The following is an 18,024-nucleotide window of genomic DNA, read 5'->3' on the forward strand; positions in this document are numbered from 1 at the left end:
GCCTGCGCGCGGCCGTGCGCCAGGGTCGCCGTCGGCGGCTCCGCCGCGTCGGATCGTTCGTCCATAGGCCGTGCATCGCCCGTCGCCCCCCTCACGAATCTGAAATGTCCATCCCCGGCGCCGAGTGGTCAGCGGCGCAGCCCCTGTCGGGGACGATACACCAGTATCGTCACTCAGGGACATAGCCTCTCTACGCTCCGTGACGACCAGCGGTGATACGGGTACGGGCCGCGTCCGAAAGGTTGCGGAGGGTGCCGGAAGCGGCCTAGCGCCCGTTTGCTCCCCTGGTTTCGGGTCCGGTCGTAAGGATCACGTTCCGCAGGGGCTGCCGGTTCACGAACCGGGTCAACTGGTCCGCGAGCAGCCTCCCGGCGCGGGGCAGGAAGGCCGAGGAGGGCCCGCCGACATGCGGGCTGATCAGCACTCCGGGCGCCTGCCACAGGGGGTGGCCGGGGGGCAGCGGCTCGGGATCGGTGACGTCCAGGGCGGCGGTGATCCGGCCCCGCTCCAGCTCGGCGAGGAGCGCCTTGGTGTCCACGACGGGCCCGCGCGCGACGTTGACGAGCAGCGCGCCGTCCTTCATCCGGGCGAGGAAGTCGGCGTCGACGAGCCCCCGGGTCTCCTCCGTCAGCGGGGTGCAGAGGATCACGACATCCGCGTGTGGAAGCAGAGGAAGCACATCGGTGATCGGATGCACTGGACCGCGCGCGGTTGTGCGACCGGAGCGCGCGACGCGCGCCACCCGCGCGACCTCGAACGGCACGAGCCGGTCCTCGATGGCGGCACCGATGGCCCCGTACCCGACGATCAGCACGCTCTTGTCGGCGAGGGCGGGGTGGAAACCGCCCACCCAGCGCTCCTGTTGCTGGGCTCGGACGAAGCCGGGGACGCCGCGCAGCGCGGCGAGGGTGAGGGTGAGCGCCAGCTCGGCCGTGCTCGTCTCGTGCACCCCGCGCGCGTTGCACAACCGCACACCCGGCGGGATCACCGAGAGCTGCCCGGTGATGTCGTCGACACCGGCGGTGAGCGTCTGGATGAGCCGCACGTTCGTCAGGTGCTCCAGGGGACCCACCCGGACCGACAGCCGCTTCATGTACGGCACCACGTACACGGCGCACTCCGCCGGGTCGCCGGGGTACGGCTGCGCGCCGTCCTCTCCCCCGTCCCAGAACAGGTACCGGGGCCCCTCGGGCAGCCCCTCGATCTCCTCGGGCGGAATGGGAAGCCACACGTCTGCACTCATGCCAGGAGGCTATGTCAGGCACGTCCGCGCGCAGAGGTTAGGTTGGGGGCCGGGCTGAGGGAGGTTCACGAGCAGGTGGAGCGCAGGACGATCGGCGCGGGGGCGCTCGCGGTGGGGGCCGTCGGACTCGGATGCATGCCGATGAGCTGGGCGTACAGCGGATCGCGACAGCGGGGTGACGAGTCGGTCAGAGCGGTGCACCGGGCGCTGGACCTGGGCTGCGACCTGCTGGACACCGCGGACATGTACGGCCCGTTCACCAATGAGCTCCTGCTGGGCCGGGTGCTCAGGGAGCGGCGCCGGGACGCCTTCGTGTCCACGAAGGTGGGGCTGCTGGTGGGCGAGCAGCACATCGTGGCCAACGGCCGCCCCGGCTATGTGCGGCGGGCCTGCGACGCCTCGCTGCGGCGGCTCCAGACCGATGTGATCGATCTGTACCAGCTGCACCGCGCCGACCCGGAGATACCCGTCGAGGAGACCTGGGGCGCGATGGCGGACCTGGTGCGGGCCGGCAAGGTGCGGGCCCTCGGTCTGTGCGCGGTGGGGGCGCGCGGGGGGCGCCGCCCGGGCGCCGGGCTGTACGACACGACGCTGCGCCAGTTGCAGCGGGTGCAGCAGGTGTTCCCGGTGGCCGCGGTGCAGGCGGAGCTGTCGGTGTGGTCGCCGGAGGCGCTGCGGGAGCTGCTGCCGTGGTGCGAGGCGCGCGGTGTGGGCTTCCTGGCGGCGATGCCGCTGGGCAACGGCTTCCTGACCGGCACGCTGACGCCGGGCGAGGGCTTCGAACCGGACGACGTGCGCGCGCGGCATCCCCGGTTCACCGCCGAGATGATGGCGGCCAACCAGCCGATCGTCGCGGGCCTGCGGCGCATAGCCCGCCGGCACGGCGAGGACGTGACCCCGGCCCAGGTGGCACTGGCCTGGGTGCTGGCGCAGGGCCGGCACGTGATCGCGCTGCCGGGCACCAAGCGGGAGCGCTGGGCGGCGCAGAACGCGGCGGCCGCCGGGCTGCGGCTGACCGCGGAGGACCTGGCGGAGGTGTCGGGCCTGCCGGCCGCCCAGGGCTCGTGGGACTGAGACACGGCGTCGGGGCCACCGGTCGCCCAGGAGTCGCGGGCCGAAATATCCGGGGTGCCGGCCGCCCGAGGGATGCGGACCGAAGCGCCCGGCCGACGGCCGCCTGACGGCCACGGGGACCGACATGCCCGGGCTGACAGCCACCCGACGCCCGTGGACCGAGGTGTCCGGGCTGCCCACCGCCCGAGGGACGCGCGCCGAGGTTTCCGTGGTCGGTCGTCGGGGATCGGGAACCCGAGGGGGCGTGGCCGGTGTATGAGAGGGAGAGCGTGCCGTCTGGCCCGCCTGTGGAGCGCCACCGGACCGCCGCGGCGAAGGGAACCGTGATCGTGCGACGTAGAGCTGTGCCTGCCGGGCTGGCCGTGGCCGCCCTCCTGCTGACGGCCGGCTGTTCCTCCGGCGGCGGGGACGCCCCTGGCGGTGCGCCGGGTGCGACGACCTCCGGGGCCACCGCTTCCGGGCGCGGATCCGCCCCGGCCGCGCCGGTACCTCCGGCCAAGGGCTCGGTGAAGGTGCTGCGCACGGTGGCCGAGGGGCTGAAGACGCCGTGGGGGCTGGCTCCGCTGCCCGGCGGCGGTCTGCTGGTCTCCTCCCGGAACGAGGGCACGATCAGCCGGATCGACGAGAAGACCGGCCGGACGACCGAGCTGGGCACGGTCTCCGGGGTCTCACCGGCCGGCGAGGGCGGCCTGCTGGGCATCGCCCTCTCCCCCGGCTTCGCCTCGGACCACATGGTCTACGCCTACTTCACCTCGGCCTCGGACAACCGCATCGTCCGCATGCTGTACGACGAGCGGAAGCCGGCCGGTGAGCAACTGGGCGCTCCCGACACGGTGTTCAAGGGGATCCCCAAGGGCTTCATCCACAACGGCGGCCGGATCGCGTTCGGCCCCGACCGCATGCTGTACGCGGGCACCGGAGAGAGCGGGGAGAAGGGCCTGGCGCAGGACAGGAAGTCGCTGGGCGGCAAGATCCTGCGGCTGACCCCGGAGGGCGAACCGGCTCCGGGCAACCCGTTCCCCGGCTCGCCCGTGTACTCGTACGGCCACCGGAACGTCCAGGGCCTGGCCTGGGACGACAGGCAGCGGCTGTTCGCCTCGGAGTTCGGCCAGGACACCTGGGACGAGCTGAACGCGATCAAGCCCGGTGACGACTACGGCTGGCCTCGGGCCGAGGGCAGGACCTCCGGCACCGGCTTCCACAACCCGGTGGCCCAGTGGCACACCGACGACGCCTCCCCCAGCGGCATCGCCTACGTGAACGGGGTGATCTGGATGGCGGGCCTGAAGGGCGCGCGTCTGTGGCGCGTCCCGCTGAACGGCACGTCGGCCTCGGCCGCCCCGCAGGCGTTCCTGACGGGGGCCTACGGCCGCCTCCGTACCGCCGTCCCGGCGGGCGGCGACAGGCTCTGGCTGGTGACGAGCAACACGGACGGCCGCGGCCACCCGAAGAAGGGGGACGACCGGGTGCTGGAGGTGCGGGTGCGGTGAGCGGCGCGCCTGCTCGCCTTCGATGAGCCGCGCGGCTACTCGTCCTCGGTGAGCGCTTCGGGCTCCGGCTCGGCCGGCGCCGTTCCCGGCAGGCGTATCACCGCCTTCCCGGAGGTCAGGTCTATGGGGCCGCGGCCGGGGTCGTTGTCGCCCACGTCCTCGCGGGTCAGTTCCAGCCGGTTCTGCTCGTCCCGGGTGTGCTTGCGGCCGGGCGCGAACAGTTCCTCGAAGGCGTTGAACACGGCTCCCCCTCACTGCCGGTTTTCTCCAGCGTAGGTGTCAGCCCGGTGTTTCGGCAGTGAGCGTCCCGGCGGCGAACAGCCCCAGCCGGTGGGCCACCGCCGCCGCCTCGCCGCGGCCCGAGACGCCGAGCTTGCCGAGGATGTTGGAGACGTGGACGCTCGCGGTCTTCGGGGAGATGAACAGTTCCGCGGCTATCTGACGGTTGGTGCGGCCGGCCGCGACCAGGTGCAGGACGTCCCGTTCGCGGCTGGTGAGGCCGAGCGCCGCGGCCGGGTCGGCGGGGGTCTGGCGTGGGGCGCCGGTCAGGGTCAGGCGGGCGCGCTGGGCGAGCCGGGCGACGGCGTCGGCGAGGGGCCGCGCACCGAGGTGGGCGGCGACCGCCGCGGCCAGCCGGAGCAGTTCCACCGCGCGCTCGCGCTCGTCGTCGCCGCCCTCGGCCAGCAGTGCCGCGGCCAGGCGGTGGCGGACCCGGGCGAGGGCGTAGGGCCGGTCCAGGCACTCGAAGGCGGTGACGACCGGGGACCAGGTGTCGGCGGTGTCCCGGCCCTGTGCGCGGAGCAGTTCGGCGCGGGTCCACTGGCCGTAGGCCTGCCAGAGCGGGACGCCGGTGGTGAGGGTCCGTACGGCCGTCGAGAGGCGGTCGAGGGTCTCGGCGCGGCCGGGCAGGGCGGCGGGCAGGGTGCGGGCGTCGGCCTCGGCGGTGGCGGCGGCCAGCAGCAGCGGCCAGCCGTAGCAGTGGGTGCCGGGCGGGAAGCCGGCGTCCAGGGCCGGGAGCAGTGCCGCTCGGGCGTCGGTGATCCGTCCCTCGGCGGCGGCGACCCCGAGGGTGACGCGGGCCACGGGCAGGGACTGCTGGGGCATCGGGTCATGGCTGCCGTACCAGGCGCGGGCGGCGGCGAGGTGCCGGCCGGCCTCGGCGAGGTCGCCTCGGGCGAGGGCGAGGTGGGCCTGCACCAGGGCGCCCGCGCCACGGGGCATGGCGCCGTGGCCGACCCGGGTGGCGTGCGCGGCGGCCTCGGCGGCCTCCTGCCACTGGCCGAGCGAGTACAGCGCCTCGGACAGGTTGCCCCACATCCAGGCCCCGGAGTCCAGCAGTCCGTGGTCGCGGCAGAACTCGATGCCCTCGCGCAGCAGGGGCACGGCCTCCCGGTCCCGGCCGACGCTCTGCAGCACGGACGGCAGGTTCACGTAGGCGCGGGCCGCGACCTGGTGCATGCCCTCCGCGCGGGTGTCCCGCAGCACCTGCCGCATCTCCGCGAGACCGGCCTCCGGTTCGCCCGACTCCACGGTCAGGCCGCCCAGGGTGAGGCGGGCGTCCAGCTCGGTCTCACGGGCGCCGACCATGCGGGCGTACTCCACGGCCCGCTCGGCGTCGGCCAGGGCTTCGGGGCCAGGCCGGCGCTGCATGGACCATCTGGCGGCGACCGCCAGCACCTCCGCGTGCACCTCGGACGGCGGCAGTCCGCGCACCAGGTCCTGGGCGGTGGCCAGTTCCTGCCGGCCGTCGCCGCGCGCCATGGCCTGGACCAGCCGGGAGCGCTGCACCCAGAACCAGGCGGCGCGCAGCGGGTCCGGCTCCTCCTCCAGGAGGCGCAGGGCCCGCTTGGTGATCTTCAGGGCGCGTTCGCGCTCGCCGCCGAAGCGGCCCGCCACGGCCGCCTCGGCCAGCAGGTCGAGGTAGCGCAGCGGTGTGGTGGCCGGGTCGCAGCCGCACGGGGGATAGACCTCGGCGTAGTCGACCGGGCGCAGGGCGGAACGGATCTCCTCGGGGGCGCCGTCCCACAGCTCCATCGCCCGCTCCAGCAGCCGCAGTTGCTCGGTGTAGGCGTGCCGGCGCCGAGCGACGACGGCGGCGGCGAGGACGGCGGGCAGCGCCTTCGCGGCGTCGTGGGCGTGGTACCAGTAACTGGCCAGGCGCATCACGCGGGCGTCGGCCGGGACCAGCGTCGGGTCGGCCTCCAGGGCCTCGGCGTAGCGGCGGTTGAGCCGGGAGCGTTCGCCGGGCAGCAGGTCGTCGGCTACGGCCTCGCGGACCAGGGAGTGCCGGAAGCGGTAGCCGTCGCCGGTCCGGGTGACGGTGAGGATGTTGGCGCCGACGGCGGCCCGCAGCGCCTCGATGAGATCGTCCTCGGCGAGCCGGGCCACGGCGGCGATCAGCCGGTACTCCACCGTGGAACCGCCCTCGGCGACGATCCGGGCGACCCGCTGGGCGCTCTCGGGCAGCGCTTCGACCCGGACGAGGAGCAGGTCGCGCAGGGAGTCGCTCAGGCCGGCGCAGCCGCCCGCCGTGGCGGCGACGGCGAGTTCCTCGATGAAGAAGGCGTTGCCGTCGGAGCGTGCGTAGATCTCGTCCACCTGGGCGGGGTCGGGTTCGGCGGCGAGGATGCCCGCGATCTGGCGGCCGGCCTCCTCGCGGGTGAAGCGGGCGAGTTCGATGCGGCGGACGGTGCGCAGCCGGTCCAGTTCGGCGAGGAGCGGGCGCAGCGGGTGCCGGCGGTGGATGTCGTCGGAGCGGTAGGTGGCCAGGACGAGGAGGCGGCCGGCGCGCAGGGTGCGGAAGAGGTAGGCGAGGAGGTGGCGGGTGGAGGCGTCGGCCCAGTGCAGGTCCTCCAGGACGAGGACGACGGTGTGCTCGGCGGCGAGCCGTTCCAGCAGCCGGGCGGTGAGTTCGAACAGGCGGGCCATGCCCTGTTCGTCGTGGCGGCCGGCGCCGGCCTCGCCGAGGTCGGGCAGCAGCCGGGCGAGTTCCTCCTCCTGGCCGGCCGCCGCCGCGGCGAACTCCTCGGGCAGGGCGTCGCGCAGGGCGCGCAGCGCGGCGGAGAAGGGGGCGAACGGCAGCCCGTCCGCACCGATCTCCACACAGCCGCCGACGGCGACGACGGCGCCGTGCCGGGCGGCGGCGGTGGCGAACTCCTCCACGAGGCGGGTCTTGCCCACGCCCGCCTCGCCGCCGAGCAGCAGCGCCTGCGGCTCGGCCGCGGCGGCACGGGCGAGCGCGTCGTTCAGCGTGTCCAGCTCGTCGGTGCGGCCGACGAACACGGGACTGACGGACCTGTTCTCCACGGGCCCGAGCATCGCACGGGGCCGGGACGGCCCGGCACCGGTTTTCCACAGCCTCTGTGTGATGGTCGTACCGATGGCCGGCAGCGCCGGACCGGCGGACGGCAGGGTCATGCGGTGCGTGGCAGCCGGTGCCGGCGGGGGCGGTCGGTATGCGACTCGGCGGCCGGGGCACCGCCGCCGGCGGGCTCGGCACGGCGGGCGGCGCGACGGGACCGTACGGCCTCGCGGGCCAGGCGGTCCTCCTCGGCCGTGCGACGCAGCTCGGCGGAGCGGAGGCGGTGCAGTTCGAGGTCGTACATGGCGAATCCTCCGGGAGGGACGGTGTCGTGTGCCGCTTTCCGCGACGCCTCCACCCTCGTCTCCCAGGCGGGTCCGCCACATCGGGAGAGTGCCGCATCTTCGGGCGGGCGGCGGGCCGCACACGCGCGTAAGGGGCCTTAGGGCGGCGGTGACTCGCTCACGCACGCCCTAAGACCCCTCGGGGCTGGGGTTCCCGGCCCTAAGACCCCCCGGCGCTGGGGGTTCCCGGCGGCCCCCTCTCAGCCGGTCGAGGGCAGGCCGAGCAGGGCGTCGGAATACTTCAGGACGGCGAGCAGCAGTCCGATGACGCCGAGCGAGACGCCCGCCCAGGCGACCGACTTGATCCAGGCGGCCTGCGGGCGGCCGGGGGTGCCGAACGCGGGCCGGGCCAGCACGACCACGCCGGTGATCAGTGCGGCCAGCGCGAACAGGCCGGCCCACAGGGCGGTGGTGTGCCAGGCGTCGCCGTAGACCTCCTTGATCTGCGTGGCGACGCTCGCGGTGGAGGACGTCCGGAGCTGGCCGACGAGTTGCTCGCGCGCGGACGCGACGGTGCCGATCCAGCCGCCGCTGAGCGAGACCAGGCCCAGCGCCGCCGAGACGACGGCGCCGGCGCCCTGGCCGACCCCGGAGGGCGCCTTGCCACCGGCGGCTTCCGTCGCATCGCCTGCCTCGCCGCCGTCGGCTTCCGTGATCTCCCCGGCGGCCTGCTGCTCCGCGGTCTGCTCCCCGGCGGTCTGCTCCCCGGCAGGACCGGCCGTCGTCGTCTCGTCGTCCTTGCGCGCCTCGGTGCCGGCCTCAGTGCCGCCCGTGGCGCCTTCCGCTGTCTTCGTTGCCATGCCTGGCACCGTACGGACGCTGTCTGAGAGGTCCCTTAATGATCGTTGTGCGCGCCGCTAATGATCGTTGTGCGTGCCGCTCGTGTGTGCCGCACGCCACTCGGGCGCGAGGACCGACCAGATCTCGGTGCTGGTGCGCACGCCCCGGTGCCGGTAGTTCTCGCGGAGCACGCCCTCGCGGGTCATGCCGAGCCGCCGGGCCACGTTGATGCTGGGTTCGTTGGCCGAGGACACCTGCCACTCCACCCGGTGCATGCCGCGCTCCTCGAAGGCCCAGTCGAGCAGCACCCGCATCCCGCGCGTGACCAGTCCGCGTCCGGCCGCGGCCGGCTCCAGCCAGCAGCCGGCCTCGCAGACCCCGCCCGGCGTGTCCCAGACGCGGAACAGCAGGCCGCCGACGAGCTTGCCGTCCAGCCAGATGCCGTGCAGGCCGCCGGCGTCGGCGGCGCGCTTGTCGGCGTACGCCTTCAGCCACCCGCGGGCGCCGTCGAGGTCGGACACCGCGTCGGCCAGACCGATGTGCCGGCCGATGAACTCCCGCCCCCGGTCGATGTTGGCGAGCAGTTCCTCCGCGTGCCAGACCTCCAGGGGCCGCAGTTCGGCGCCGTCACCGAGCGATATCGCATACATCGTGCCGTTCTTCCTTCCGTAGGTCGTGCACCGGGACCCGGCCGAGCCCGTCCGCGCGCCGCGCGGCACCCGGACGGCTCGGTGCTGAGGCGCGGCAGGCGGCGCTCCAGCCGGCCGGGCAGCCACCAGGTGGCGGCGCCGAGCAGATGTACCAGGGCCGGCACGAGCAGGGTACGCAGGACGAAGGCGTCGAGGGCGACGGCGGAGGCGAGCGCGATGCCGAACATGGCGATGACGCGGTCGCCGCTGTGACCGGGCAGGTTCCGGGGGCGCGGAGAGGTGGCGGCCGAACTGACGAAACGTCAGTCGGACTGGTCCCCGAGTGCCATGACCATCGTCCCGGCGACGAGCAGCCACAGGGCCCTGCGGGTACGGCCCTTGGAGCCGAGCAGCGCAGCGAGCGCGCAGACGGCGGCACCGAGGGCGTAGGCCGCGGGCACGCGGGCGGGTGCGGACCCGGTGAGCCGCAGCAGGGAGGCGGCGAGCCCCGCGAGGCAGAGGAGCGCTCCGGTGCCGGCCGCGGTCCACCGGGCCCGCCGGGCGTCCTCGACGTACCCCTCCGGCTCCTCGGTTATCGGGGGCTCGATGTCGGAATCGGTGCGTCCACTCATGGCGGGCGAGCGTACCTTCCCCGGCCCGGAAACCCTGGTGCGGGGCGGTGCCTCCGGCTGCTAGGCATGGTTGCTCGTGACCGAGAAACCGAGAACCCCCGAGGCGCTCCTCAGCCGTCTCACCCATCCGCGCCACCCCCGCAGCAACGGCTACGACGTCCGCTGGACCATCGAGAACCAGATGGGGCCGCACGCGTTGTGGCTGCTGGAGTGGCTGGCTCCCGCGCTCGGCCTCGACCGGCTGCCGTCCGGCGCCCGGGTGCTCGACCTGGGCTGCGGACGGGCCATGACCTCCGTCTTCCTGGCCAGGGAGTACGGCCTCCAGGTCACCGCGGCCGACCTGTGGGTGAAGCCGGACGAGAACGCCGGACGCGTCGCCGAGGCGGGTGTGGCCGACCGGGTGCTGCCCGTCTTCGCCGAGGCGCACGATCTGCCGTTCGCCGAAGCCTCGTTCGACGCGATCGTGTCCGTCGACGCCTACCAGTACTTCGGCACGAACGACCTCTACCTGCCCACGCTGACCCGGCTGCTGAAGCCCGGCGGGCGGATCGGGGTGGTGGTCCCGTCGGTGCGGGAGGAGATCGCCGGGGCCGAGCCGCCTGAGCACCTCAAGGCCCACTGGGACCCCGGGTTCTGGGCGTTCCACTCCCCCGGCTGGTGGCGCCGGAACTGGACGCGCACGGGTGCCGTGACCGTCGAGACCGCCGACTGGCTTGAGGACGGCTGGCGGGACTGGCTGCTGTGGAGCGAGGTGTGCGCCGAGGAGAGCCCGAGCGCGTTCATGGCCGGGCTGGCACGGGACTCGGTGGAGCTGCTGAGGGCCGACCAGGGGCGCCTGCTGGGGTTCGCCCGGGTCGTGGGACGCCGCAGTTAGCCGTACGGCCCCGGAGGGCGTCCCTCCGGGGCCGTACACCGCCTGCCGTCAGCCCTCGCCGACGCCCAGCTTCTCCAGGATCAGCTCCTTGACGCGGGCCGCGTCGGCCTGGCCGCGGGTGGCCTTCATGACCGCGCCGACCAGGGCGCCGGCCGCGGCCACCTTGCCGCCGCGGATCTTGTCGGCGATGCCCGGGTTGCCGGCGATGGCCTCGTCGACGGCCGTACCGAGCGCGGAGTCGTCGGAGACGACCTTCAGACCGCGCTTGTCGACGACCTCGTCCGGGGTGCCCTCGCCCGCGAGGACGCCCTCGATGACCTGGCGGGCCAGCTTGTCGTTCAGGTCACCCTTCGCGACCAGCTCGGTGACCCGGGCCACCTGCTGCGGGGTGATCGCCAGCTCCTCCAGCGCCTTGCCGGACTCGTTGGCGCTGCGCGCCAGTTCGCCCATCCACCACTTGCGGGCGGAGGCGGCGTCGGCACCGGCGTCGATGGTGGCGACGATCGGCTCCAGCGCACCGGCGTTGAGGATCGCCTGCATGTCGCCGGCGGAGATGCCCCACTCGGCCAGCAGCCGGGTGCGGCGGGCCAGCGGCAGCTCGGGCAGGGCCGCGCGGATCTCCTCGACCCACTCGCGCGAGGGCGCGACCGGCACCAGGTCGGGCTCCGGGAAGTACCGGTAGTCCTCGGCCTCCTCCTTCACGCGGCCCGAGGTCGTGGACCCGGTGTCCTCGTGGAAGTGGCGGGTCTCCTGGACGATGGTCCCGCCGCCGGAGAGGACGGCCGCGTGCCGCTGGATCTCGAAGCGGGCCGCACGCTCCACCGAGCGCAGGGAGTTGACGTTCTTCGTCTCCGAGCGCGTGCCGAACTTGTCGCCGCCCTTGGGCATCAGCGACAGGTTGACGTCACAGCGCATCTGGCCCATCTCCATGCGGGCCTCGGACACGCCGAGGGCCCGGATGACCTCGCGCAGCTCGCGGACGTACGCCTTGGCCACCTCGGGGGCGCGCTCGCCGGCGCCCACGATCGGCTTGGTGACGATCTCGATCAGCGGGATGCCGGCGCGGTTGTAGTCCAGCAGGGAGTGGGACGCGCCGTGGATACGGCCGGTGGCGCCGCCGACGTGCGTCGACTTGCCGGTGTCCTCCTCCATGTGGGCGCGCTCGATCTCCACGCGGAAGACCTCGCCGTCCTCCAGCTGCACGTCGAGGTAGCCGTTGAAGGCGATCGGCTCGTCGTACTGGGAGGTCTGGAAGTTCTTCGGCATGTCCGGATAGAAGTAGTTCTTCCGGGCGAAGCGGCACCACTCGGCGATCTCGCAGTTCAGCGCGAGACCGATCTTGATCGCGGACTCGACGCCGGTCGCGTTGACGACCGGGAGCGCGCCGGGCAGGCCGAGGCAGACCGGGCAGGTCTGGCTGTTCGGGTCGGCGCCGAGCGCCGTCGAGCAGCCGCAGAACATCTTCGTCTTGGTGCCGAGTTCGACATGGACCTCAAGGCCCATGACGGGGTCGTACGACGCCAGCGCGTCCTCGTACGACACCAGGTCGGTCGTGGTGGTCACGGTGAAAACTTCCCTCTCAGCCCAGCAGGACGTCGTCGTCGCCCAGCCGCTTCAGCTCGCGGTACAGGATGGCGAGGCCGGTGACGATGCCGGCGGCGGTGACGACGGCGTCGACGAGCCGCAGCGTGTCGTTCTCGGCGCGGGCCTTCTTGATCTGCTTCGCGGCGCCGACCGCGCCGAACGCGGTGGCGGCCATGGACAGGTACGTACCGGACCTGGACTTCCTGAAGCCCTTGGCCTTGGTCAGTGCGCTCACAGCGACGGTGCCTCCTCCAGCAGCGGGTGACCCCACTTTTCCACGAAGGCGGCCTCGACGGCGGCGCCCACCTTGTACAGCCTGTCGTCCTTCATCACCGGGGCGATGATCTGCAGGCCGACCGGGAGGTTGTCCTCCGGGGCGAGGCCGCAGGGCAGGGACATGGCCGCGTTGCCCGCCAGGTTGGTCGGGATGGTGCACAGGTCCGCGAGGTACATCGCCATCGGGTCGTCGGCGCGCTCGCCGATCGCGAAGGCGGTGGTCGGGGTCGTCGGGGAGACGATCACGTCGACCTGCTCGAAGGCCTTGTCGAAGTCCTGCTTGATCAGCGTGCGGACCTTCTGGGCGCTGCCGTAGTACGCGTCGTAGTAGCCGCTCGACAGGGCGTACGTGCCGAGCATGATGCGGCGCTTCACCTCGGGGCCGAAACCCGCCTCCCGGGTGAGGGAGGTGACCTCCTCGGCGGAGTGCGTGCCGTCGTCGCCGGTCCGCAGGCCGTAGCGCAGGCCGTCGAAGCGGGCGAGGTTGGAGGAGCACTCGGACGGGGCGATCAGGTAGTACGCCGACAGGGCGAGGTCGAAGGACGGGCAGTCCAGCTCGACGATCTCGGCGCCCAGCTCCTTCAGCAGCGCGACCGACTCGTCGAACCGCTGGATGACGCCCGCCTGGTAGCCCTCGCCGCGGAACTGCCTGACCACGCCGACGCGCATGCCCGCGACGCTGCCGTTGCGCGCCGCCTCGACCACCGGCGGGACCGGGGCGTCGATGGAGGTGGAGTCCAGCGGGTCGTGCCCGGCGATGACCTCGTGCAGCAGCGCCGCGTCGAGCACCGTGCGCGCGCAGGGGCCGCCCTGGTCGAGCGAGCTGGAGAAGGCGACCATGCCGTAGCGGGAGACCGCGCCGTACGTCGGCTTCACCCCGACCGTGCCGGTGACGGCGGCCGGCTGGCGGATGGAGCCGCCGGTGTCGGTGCCGATGGCGAGCGGGGCCATGTGCGCGGCCAGCGCGGCGGAGGAGCCGCCGCCGGAACCGCCGGGGATGCGGGTGAGGTCCCACGGGTTGCCGGTCGGGCCGAAGGCGCTGTTCTCCGTCGACGACCCCATGGCGAACTCGTCCATGTTGGTCTTGCCGAGGATGACGACGTCGGCGGCCTTGAGCCGCTTGGTGAGCGTCGCGTCGTACGGCGGGATCCAGCCCTCCAGGATCTTCGAGCCGACGGTCGTGGGCACGCCCTCGGTGGTGAAGATGTCCTTGAGCGCGAGCGGGACGCCGGCCAGCGGGCCGAGCTTCTCGCCGCGCTCCCGCTTCTCGTCCACGGCACGGGCCTGGGCGAGGGCTCCCTCGCGGTCGACGTGGAGGAAGGCGTGCACCTTCTCGTCGACGGCCTCGATCCGGGCGAGGTGGGCCTCGGTGACCTCCACGGCCGTGAGCTCGCCGGAGGCGATCTTCGCGGCGGTCTCGGCCGCGGTGAGCCGGATGATGCTGTTCTTGTCCGTCATGGCGGTCACTCCTCCCCCAGGATCTGCGGCACCTTGAAACGCTGCTGCTCCTGTGCCGGGGCGCCGGAGAGCGCCTGCTCGGGGGTGAGCGAGGGACGGACCTCGTCCGGCCGCATGACGTTCGTCAGCGGCAGCGGGTGGGAGGTCGGCGGTACGTCTTGGTCGGCGACCTCGCTGACGCGGGCGACCGCGCCGATGATGTCGTCCAGCTGTCCCGCGAAGTGATCGAGTTCTTCGGGCTTCAGCTCCAGACGCGCCAGCCGGGCGAGGTGGGCGACCTCCTCGCGCGTGATGCCAGGCATGCAGCGATCCTCTGGGGTGAGTGTGTGTGGTTTGGGCCCAATCCTAGGGGGCGGGGCGCTGTGACCGTGAAACGGTTTCCCCCGGCCCCGGTCTCAGCGGCGCCGCCCGTCCCAGGCGTCGCTCCTCAGGAAGTGGTTGTCGTACAGCTCCTGGACCTCCAGCAGGCTCTCCGGGGTGGCCTCGCCGAGACGGATGCGCTGGAGGTGGCGGAAGTACTCGAAGCGCTCGACGCCCGGGGTGATGACGATGAGCAGGTCCGCGGTGCTGCCGGGGACGGCGGCGAAGGCGTGGGGCCGGTCCGGCGGGACGATGATCAGGTCGCCGCGCCCGGCGGTGACCACGTCGTCGCCGGACAGCACCTCGGCCTCGCCGTCGAGCAGGTAGAACATCTCGGCCGAGTTGTGGTGCACATGCGGACGGGCCCCGTCGGCGCCCTCGGCGAGCGTGACGCGCACGGTGGACAGCGCGCCGCCGCTGGCGCTGCTGTCGGCCAGCAGCTTGACGGCGACGGGCGCACCGCCGACGACCTCGGCCCCGGCGTCCCGGACGAGCACGGTGTCATCGAACTCGGGCACGAACAGCGACATGATGGATCCCCCTTGTGTGTGAGTCGACCGTGTGCGGGTCGGACCGTGTGCGGGTCGGACCATGTGTGGGTCAGACCGCGAAGAGCAGTCCGGCACTGATCAGTACAACGACCGCGGTGGCGAAGTGGATCCCGAAGGCGACGGCTCTCGCACCGCCGTTGCGCAGGACTATCAGCGTGTCGGCGAGCGGGACCAGTGCGACGCAGACCATGAACCAGGCCTCGGCGCGGGCGCCGGCGAAGGCGAGCAGGGCGAGGCCCACCAGCCCGAAGGCGCCGTCCCTGGATCCCTTGACCGACAGGTACGCGCGGGCGTCGCCGTGCGGGTCGGCGGGGACCCCGTAGCCGGCCGCCGCGGGGCCGGGCCGGAACCAGAACCGGTAGCCGAGGAACACGCAGAACAGGTCGAGCAGGACGGCCAGGGTGTACGCGGTGACGGTCATGTGCTGTTCTCCCGCTTCGTTCGCTAGCGGCGCTAGATGTGGGAGCGAAGCTAGCAGAGCATCGACAGATTGGCTAGCATTGCTAGAATCTAGGCATGTCGATCGAGACGCGCCGGGAGCGCGAACGAGCCGAACGCGAACGGCTGATCGTCACGGCCGCCCGGGAGCCGGCGGAGGCCGAGGGCTGGGACGCGGTGACCACGCGCAGGCTGGCCGCCGGGATCGAGCACAGCAGCCGGTTCTCTACAGCCACTTCAGGGGCAAGGACGCGATCATGGCGGCGGTCGCGGTGCAGGGGTGCGCCGACCTGGCGGCGGAGCTACGGCGGGCCCGCACGGCGGCGCGCGGCACGCGGGAGGCACTGACGGCGGTGGCGGAGACGTACACGTCCTTCGGCAGGCGCCGGCCCGCCCTCTACGACGCGATGTTCACCCACCTGGTGCCCCTGCCGTTCGCCGCGGAGGAGGCGCCGGCACCACTGCGGGAGGCCTTCGCCGAACTGCTCTTCGCGGTGGAGCCGATCGCGGCCGAGGACGATGACCTCGGACTGCTGACGGAGACGTTCTGGGCGGGGCTGCACGGCCTGGTGACCCTGGTGCGGAGCGGCAGGCTGCCGGAGCACGCGCACGGGGCGCGCCTGGCGCTGCTCGTCGGCCACTTCGCGGGGAGCTAGGCCGGCCGGGGACCCCTCGGCCGCGGACTACTCCGCCGCGGGCAGCGCGGCGCGCGGCCGCTGCCAGCCACGGGAGCCCCGGGCCAGCAGCCAGGCCGTGGTCTCGTCGGGCGGCATCGCCGCGGCGACCAGCCAGCCCTGCACCGCGTCGCATCCCAGGTCCCGCAGCCGCTCCCACGTCTCGTCGTCCTCGACGCCCTCGGCGACGACCAGCAGGCCCAGCGAATGCGCGAGGTCCACCGTGCAGCGCACGATCTCCGCGTCCTGGGCGTCGACGGCCAGCCGGGCCACGAAGGAGCGGTCGATCTTCAGCTCGCTGACCGGGAGCCGCCGTAGGTGCACCAGCGACGAGTACCCGGTGCCGAAGTCGTCGAGGGACATCTTCACGCCGTGCCCGGTGAGCCCGGCGAGGGTGTCGGCGGCGCGCTGCGGGTCCTCCAGCAGGACGTGTTCCGTGATCTCCAGCTGGAGCGCTCCTGCGGGGACACCGTGCCGGGCGAGGCGCGCGGCGACAGATCCGGCGAATCCGGGGGTGTGGACGTCGCGCGGGGAGACGTTGACGGCGACCGGCACCCGCAGGCCCTGTGCGCGCCACCGGGCGACCTGGCCGAGTGCGGTCTCCAGGACGTACTCGGTGAGGTGGGGCATCAGCCCCGAGGACTCGGCTATGGCTATGAACTCGTCCGGCGGTACCTTCCCGCGCTCGGGGTGCACCCAGCGGACCAGGGCCTCCAGGCCGGCGACCTGTCCGTCGAAGCGGACCTTGGGCTGGTAGTGGAGCTGCACCTCGTGCGCGTCCAGTGCCCGGCGCAGGTCGCCCAGCAGGCCGAGGCGGTCCGGGGTGTTGGAGTCCCGCTTGGACTCGTACACCTCGACGCCCGTACGGTCCCTCTTCGCCTGGTACATCGCGACGTCGGCGCGGCGCAGGAGCCCTTCGGCGTCGAGCGCGTGGTCGGGGAAGACGGCGACGCCGGCGCTGGCCTCCAGGACGAGGGTGAGCCCGTCCAGGTCGAGCGGGGAGCTGAGGGCGGAGACGAGGCCGCGGGCGACGCGGGTGGCCGACGTCGTGGAGTCGGCTACGGGCAGTAAGACGGCGAACTCGTCACCGCCGAGCCGGGCGGCCTCGGCGCCGCGCGGCAGGGCGAGCCGCAGCCGGTCGGCGATCTGGAGCAGCAGCCGGTCGCCGGCCAGATGACCGAGGGTGTCGTTCACCGACCGGAACCGATCGAGGTCGATCAGCATGAGTGCGGAGCGCGCCCCGATGCGGTCGGCGTCGTCCAGGGCGGTCCAGATGCGCTCCAGCAGCCACTGCCGGTTGGGCAGCCCGGTCAGCGGGTCGCGCAACTGCTCCTCGGCGCGGGCGCGGGCCATCCACAGCGTGGAGTCCAGGGCGATGAGCGGGATGGCGAACAGCGGGAGGAGGATCGGCTGGGCATCGGCGACGACGCACAGCAGCGGCGCGATGCCGAGCAGGGCGACGGCGACCAGGCCCTGCCGGACCAGGGCGGTGCGGGCGACGGTGGGCACCCCGCCACCGCGCGGGGCGTGCAGGTACCACAACAGGCCGCGGCTGACGGCGAGGTAGGCGACCGCGACCAGCACGATCTCGGGTGCCGTGGCGACGCTCCAGGTGCCGGGCCGCCAGGGCTCCTCGACGCTCGGGACGCGGCCGAACGCACCGAGGAGCAGGGCGCCGACGCCGATGCCGAGGATGTCCACCGCGCCGTGCAGCACCCCTTGCCGCCAGCGGTTGCGGCGGGCGATGCCGACCAGGACGACGACGGTGAGGCTGACCAGGCCGGCGGGCACCCAGCCGTACAGCAGCAGGACGGCGAGGGTGAGGGCTGCGCCCGATCCGGTGCCGCCCCACCAGCGGGCGCGGCCCAGCATCACGAGGTGGCCGACGATGACGCCGGTGAGCAGGGCCAGTGACCAGCCGACCGTGCCGCCGGGGAAGAGGGCGTGGCGCCCGGTGTAGGCGCGGTAGAAGCCGGCGCCCAGGACGAACCCGGCGGCGGCCACGGCGGCCGCGGGCAGCGCGGGCCAGGACAGGTGCCGTTCGGTGTCGGCGCCGGCCAGCCCGGGGGCGGGCGCGACGGCGGGCAGGGGCCTGCGGGCGTCGGTGGCGGTACCCGGTCCGGCCGGGCGCGGCTGCACCGCCGTGCGCGCGTCGGCCCGTCCGGTCCACCGGTTCCCCCGCCACGCGCCCGCGCGGCGGCGCAGGCGCAGCCATGAGTCCGGGGCGGCGCTCTCGGTCGGTTCCATTCCCGTCCCTCTCACAGCCGGCGGTGCCCACGCCACGCGGCCCGATGCCCGACAACCATCAGCAGCTCC

17 protein-coding genes and 2 pseudogenes are annotated in these 18,024 nt (G+C 73.4%); 4 read left to right on the plus strand and 15 right to left on the minus strand.

Going from position 1 to position 18,024, the window contains the following annotated elements; translation table 11 throughout:
* Nucleotides 1-265: 265 nt before the first annotated feature.
* Entirely contained in the window at nt 266-1,243 is a 978-nt protein-coding gene (locus C3492_RS09265; protein ID WP_258055573.1) for a 2-hydroxyacid dehydrogenase, read from the minus strand.
* Between the two features lie 75 nt (nt 1,244-1,318).
* On the opposite strand from C3492_RS09265, the gene C3492_RS09270 reads away from it, so the two are divergent.
* Together C3492_RS09270 and C3492_RS09275 are read left to right on the plus strand one after the other, a co-directional pair.
* Nucleotides 1,319-2,317 carry an aldo/keto reductase gene (locus C3492_RS09270; RefSeq protein ID WP_103811246.1) on the plus strand — a complete coding sequence of 333 codons (999 nt, stop codon included), beginning with the start codon at nt 1,319-1,321 and terminating at the stop codon, nt 2,315-2,317.
* 344 nt (nt 2,318-2,661) lie between these two features.
* Nucleotides 2,662-3,807, plus strand: coding sequence for a sorbosone dehydrogenase family protein (locus C3492_RS09275; RefSeq protein WP_103811247.1), 1,146 nt, complete (start codon nt 2,662-2,664; stop codon nt 3,805-3,807).
* A gap of 35 nt (nt 3,808-3,842) precedes the next feature.
* Here the strand turns inward: C3492_RS09275 and C3492_RS09280 are convergent, their stop codons facing one another.
* The 7 genes and pseudogenes from C3492_RS09280 to C3492_RS09310 form a co-directional block, all read right to left on the minus strand.
* Complete coding sequence (locus C3492_RS09280; protein ID WP_103811248.1) at nt 3,843-4,049, minus strand: DUF6191 domain-containing protein; 207 nt, start codon at nt 4,047-4,049, stop codon at nt 3,843-3,845.
* Between the two features lie 37 nt (nt 4,050-4,086).
* Nucleotides 4,087-7,125, minus strand: coding sequence for an AAA family ATPase (locus tag C3492_RS09285; RefSeq protein ID WP_181140289.1), 3,039 nt, complete (start codon nt 7,123-7,125; stop codon nt 4,087-4,089).
* Nucleotides 7,126-7,220: 95 nt separating this feature from the next.
* A complete protein-coding gene (locus C3492_RS09290; RefSeq protein ID WP_103811249.1) occupies nt 7,221-7,412 on the minus strand; it encodes a hypothetical protein in 192 nt (63 codons plus the stop codon).
* Nucleotides 7,413-7,652: 240 nt separating this feature from the next.
* Nucleotides 7,653-8,252: a hypothetical protein gene (locus C3492_RS09295; RefSeq protein WP_103811250.1), complete on the minus strand. Its 600-nt coding sequence runs from the start codon at nt 8,250-8,252 to the stop codon at nt 7,653-7,655.
* Nucleotides 8,253-8,309: 57 nt separating this feature from the next.
* On the minus strand, nt 8,310-8,882 hold the full coding sequence (locus C3492_RS09300) for a GNAT family N-acetyltransferase (protein WP_103811251.1): 573 nt from the start codon (nt 8,880-8,882) through the stop codon (nt 8,310-8,312).
* A 17-nt stretch (nt 8,883-8,899) separates the two neighbouring features.
* Nucleotides 8,900-9,130 (minus strand): annotated as a pseudogene (locus tag C3492_RS09305) (MMPL family transporter); the annotation flags it as partial.
* 54 nt (nt 9,131-9,184) lie between these two features.
* A complete protein-coding gene (locus C3492_RS09310; RefSeq protein WP_103811252.1) occupies nt 9,185-9,493 on the minus strand; it encodes a hypothetical protein in 309 nt (102 codons plus the stop codon).
* Between the two features lie 76 nt (nt 9,494-9,569).
* Here C3492_RS09310 and C3492_RS09315 point away from each other — a divergent pair, with 76 nt between their 5' ends.
* On the plus strand, nt 9,570-10,367 hold the full coding sequence (locus tag C3492_RS09315; protein ID WP_258055575.1) for a methyltransferase domain-containing protein: 798 nt from the start codon (nt 9,570-9,572) through the stop codon (nt 10,365-10,367).
* A 48-nt stretch (nt 10,368-10,415) separates the two neighbouring features.
* Here C3492_RS09315 and gatB read toward each other — a convergent pair whose 3' ends face one another.
* From gatB to C3492_RS09345, 6 genes are all read right to left on the minus strand, one after another.
* A complete protein-coding gene (gatB, locus tag C3492_RS09320) occupies nt 10,416-11,930 on the minus strand; it encodes an Asp-tRNA(Asn)/Glu-tRNA(Gln) amidotransferase subunit GatB (protein WP_103811254.1) in 1,515 nt (504 codons plus the stop codon).
* Between the two features lie 16 nt (nt 11,931-11,946).
* Nucleotides 11,947-12,186 carry a hypothetical protein gene (locus C3492_RS09325; RefSeq protein WP_103811255.1) on the minus strand — a complete coding sequence of 80 codons (240 nt, stop codon included), beginning with the start codon at nt 12,184-12,186 and terminating at the stop codon, nt 11,947-11,949.
* Complete coding sequence (gene gatA / locus C3492_RS09330) at nt 12,183-13,685, minus strand: Asp-tRNA(Asn)/Glu-tRNA(Gln) amidotransferase subunit GatA (RefSeq protein WP_103811256.1); 1,503 nt, start codon at nt 13,683-13,685, stop codon at nt 12,183-12,185. The genes C3492_RS09325 and gatA overlap by 4 nt, the downstream gene beginning before the upstream one ends.
* A 5-nt stretch (nt 13,686-13,690) precedes the next feature.
* Nucleotides 13,691-13,987: an Asp-tRNA(Asn)/Glu-tRNA(Gln) amidotransferase subunit GatC gene (gene gatC / locus C3492_RS09335; RefSeq protein WP_004925108.1), complete on the minus strand. Its 297-nt coding sequence runs from the start codon at nt 13,985-13,987 to the stop codon at nt 13,691-13,693.
* Nucleotides 13,988-14,080: 93 nt separating this feature from the next.
* Nucleotides 14,081-14,575 (minus strand): cupin domain-containing protein, encoded by a 495-nt coding sequence (locus tag C3492_RS09340; protein ID WP_103811257.1) that lies wholly within the window; start codon nt 14,573-14,575, stop codon nt 14,081-14,083.
* A gap of 70 nt (nt 14,576-14,645) precedes the next feature.
* Nucleotides 14,646-15,017: a DUF4267 domain-containing protein gene (locus tag C3492_RS09345; protein WP_103811258.1), complete on the minus strand. Its 372-nt coding sequence runs from the start codon at nt 15,015-15,017 to the stop codon at nt 14,646-14,648.
* Nucleotides 15,018-15,112: 95 nt separating this feature from the next.
* Between C3492_RS09345 and C3492_RS09350 the strand changes: the two are divergent.
* A pseudogene (locus tag C3492_RS09350) lies at nt 15,113-15,690 on the plus strand (TetR/AcrR family transcriptional regulator).
* Nucleotides 15,691-15,717: 27 nt separating this feature from the next.
* On the opposite strand, the gene C3492_RS09355 reads toward C3492_RS09350, so the two are convergent.
* Entirely contained in the window at nt 15,718-17,955 is a 2,238-nt protein-coding gene (locus tag C3492_RS09355; RefSeq protein WP_103811259.1) for a bifunctional diguanylate cyclase/phosphodiesterase, read from the minus strand.
* Nucleotides 17,956-18,024: the final 69 nt, after the last annotated feature.

It is taken from the genome of Streptomyces sp. Ru62, assembly GCF_002920615.1.
Lineage (GTDB): Bacteria > Actinomycetota > Actinomycetes > Streptomycetales > Streptomycetaceae > Streptomyces.

Coding starts and splice junctions, on each gene's coding strand:
- C3492_RS09265 (WP_258055573.1), bottom strand. CDS start 1,243: ATGAGTGCAGACGTGTGGCTTCCCATTCCGCCCGAGGAGATCGAGGGG.
- C3492_RS09285 (WP_181140289.1), bottom strand. CDS start 7,125: ATGCTCGGGCCCGTGGAGAACAGGTCCGTCAGTCCCGTGTTCGTCGGC.
- C3492_RS09290 (WP_103811249.1), bottom strand. CDS start 7,412: ATGTACGACCTCGAACTGCACCGCCTCCGCTCCGCCGAGCTGCGTCGC.
- C3492_RS09295 (WP_103811250.1), bottom strand. CDS start 8,252: ATGGCAACGAAGACAGCGGAAGGCGCCACGGGCGGCACTGAGGCCGGC.
- C3492_RS09300 (WP_103811251.1), bottom strand. CDS start 8,882: ATGTATGCGATATCGCTCGGTGACGGCGCCGAACTGCGGCCCCTGGAG.
- C3492_RS09310 (WP_103811252.1), bottom strand. CDS start 9,493: ATGAGTGGACGCACCGATTCCGACATCGAGCCCCCGATAACCGAGGAG.
- gatA (WP_103811256.1), bottom strand. CDS start 13,685: ATGACGGACAAGAACAGCATCATCCGGCTCACCGCGGCCGAGACCGCC.
- gatC (WP_004925108.1), bottom strand. CDS start 13,987: ATGCCTGGCATCACGCGCGAGGAGGTCGCCCACCTCGCCCGGCTGGCG.
- C3492_RS09340 (WP_103811257.1), bottom strand. CDS start 14,575: ATGTCGCTGTTCGTGCCCGAGTTCGATGACACCGTGCTCGTCCGGGAC.
- C3492_RS09345 (WP_103811258.1), bottom strand. CDS start 15,017: ATGACCGTCACCGCGTACACCCTGGCCGTCCTGCTCGACCTGTTCTGC.
- C3492_RS09355 (WP_103811259.1), bottom strand. CDS start 17,955: ATGGAACCGACCGAGAGCGCCGCCCCGGACTCATGGCTGCGCCTGCGC.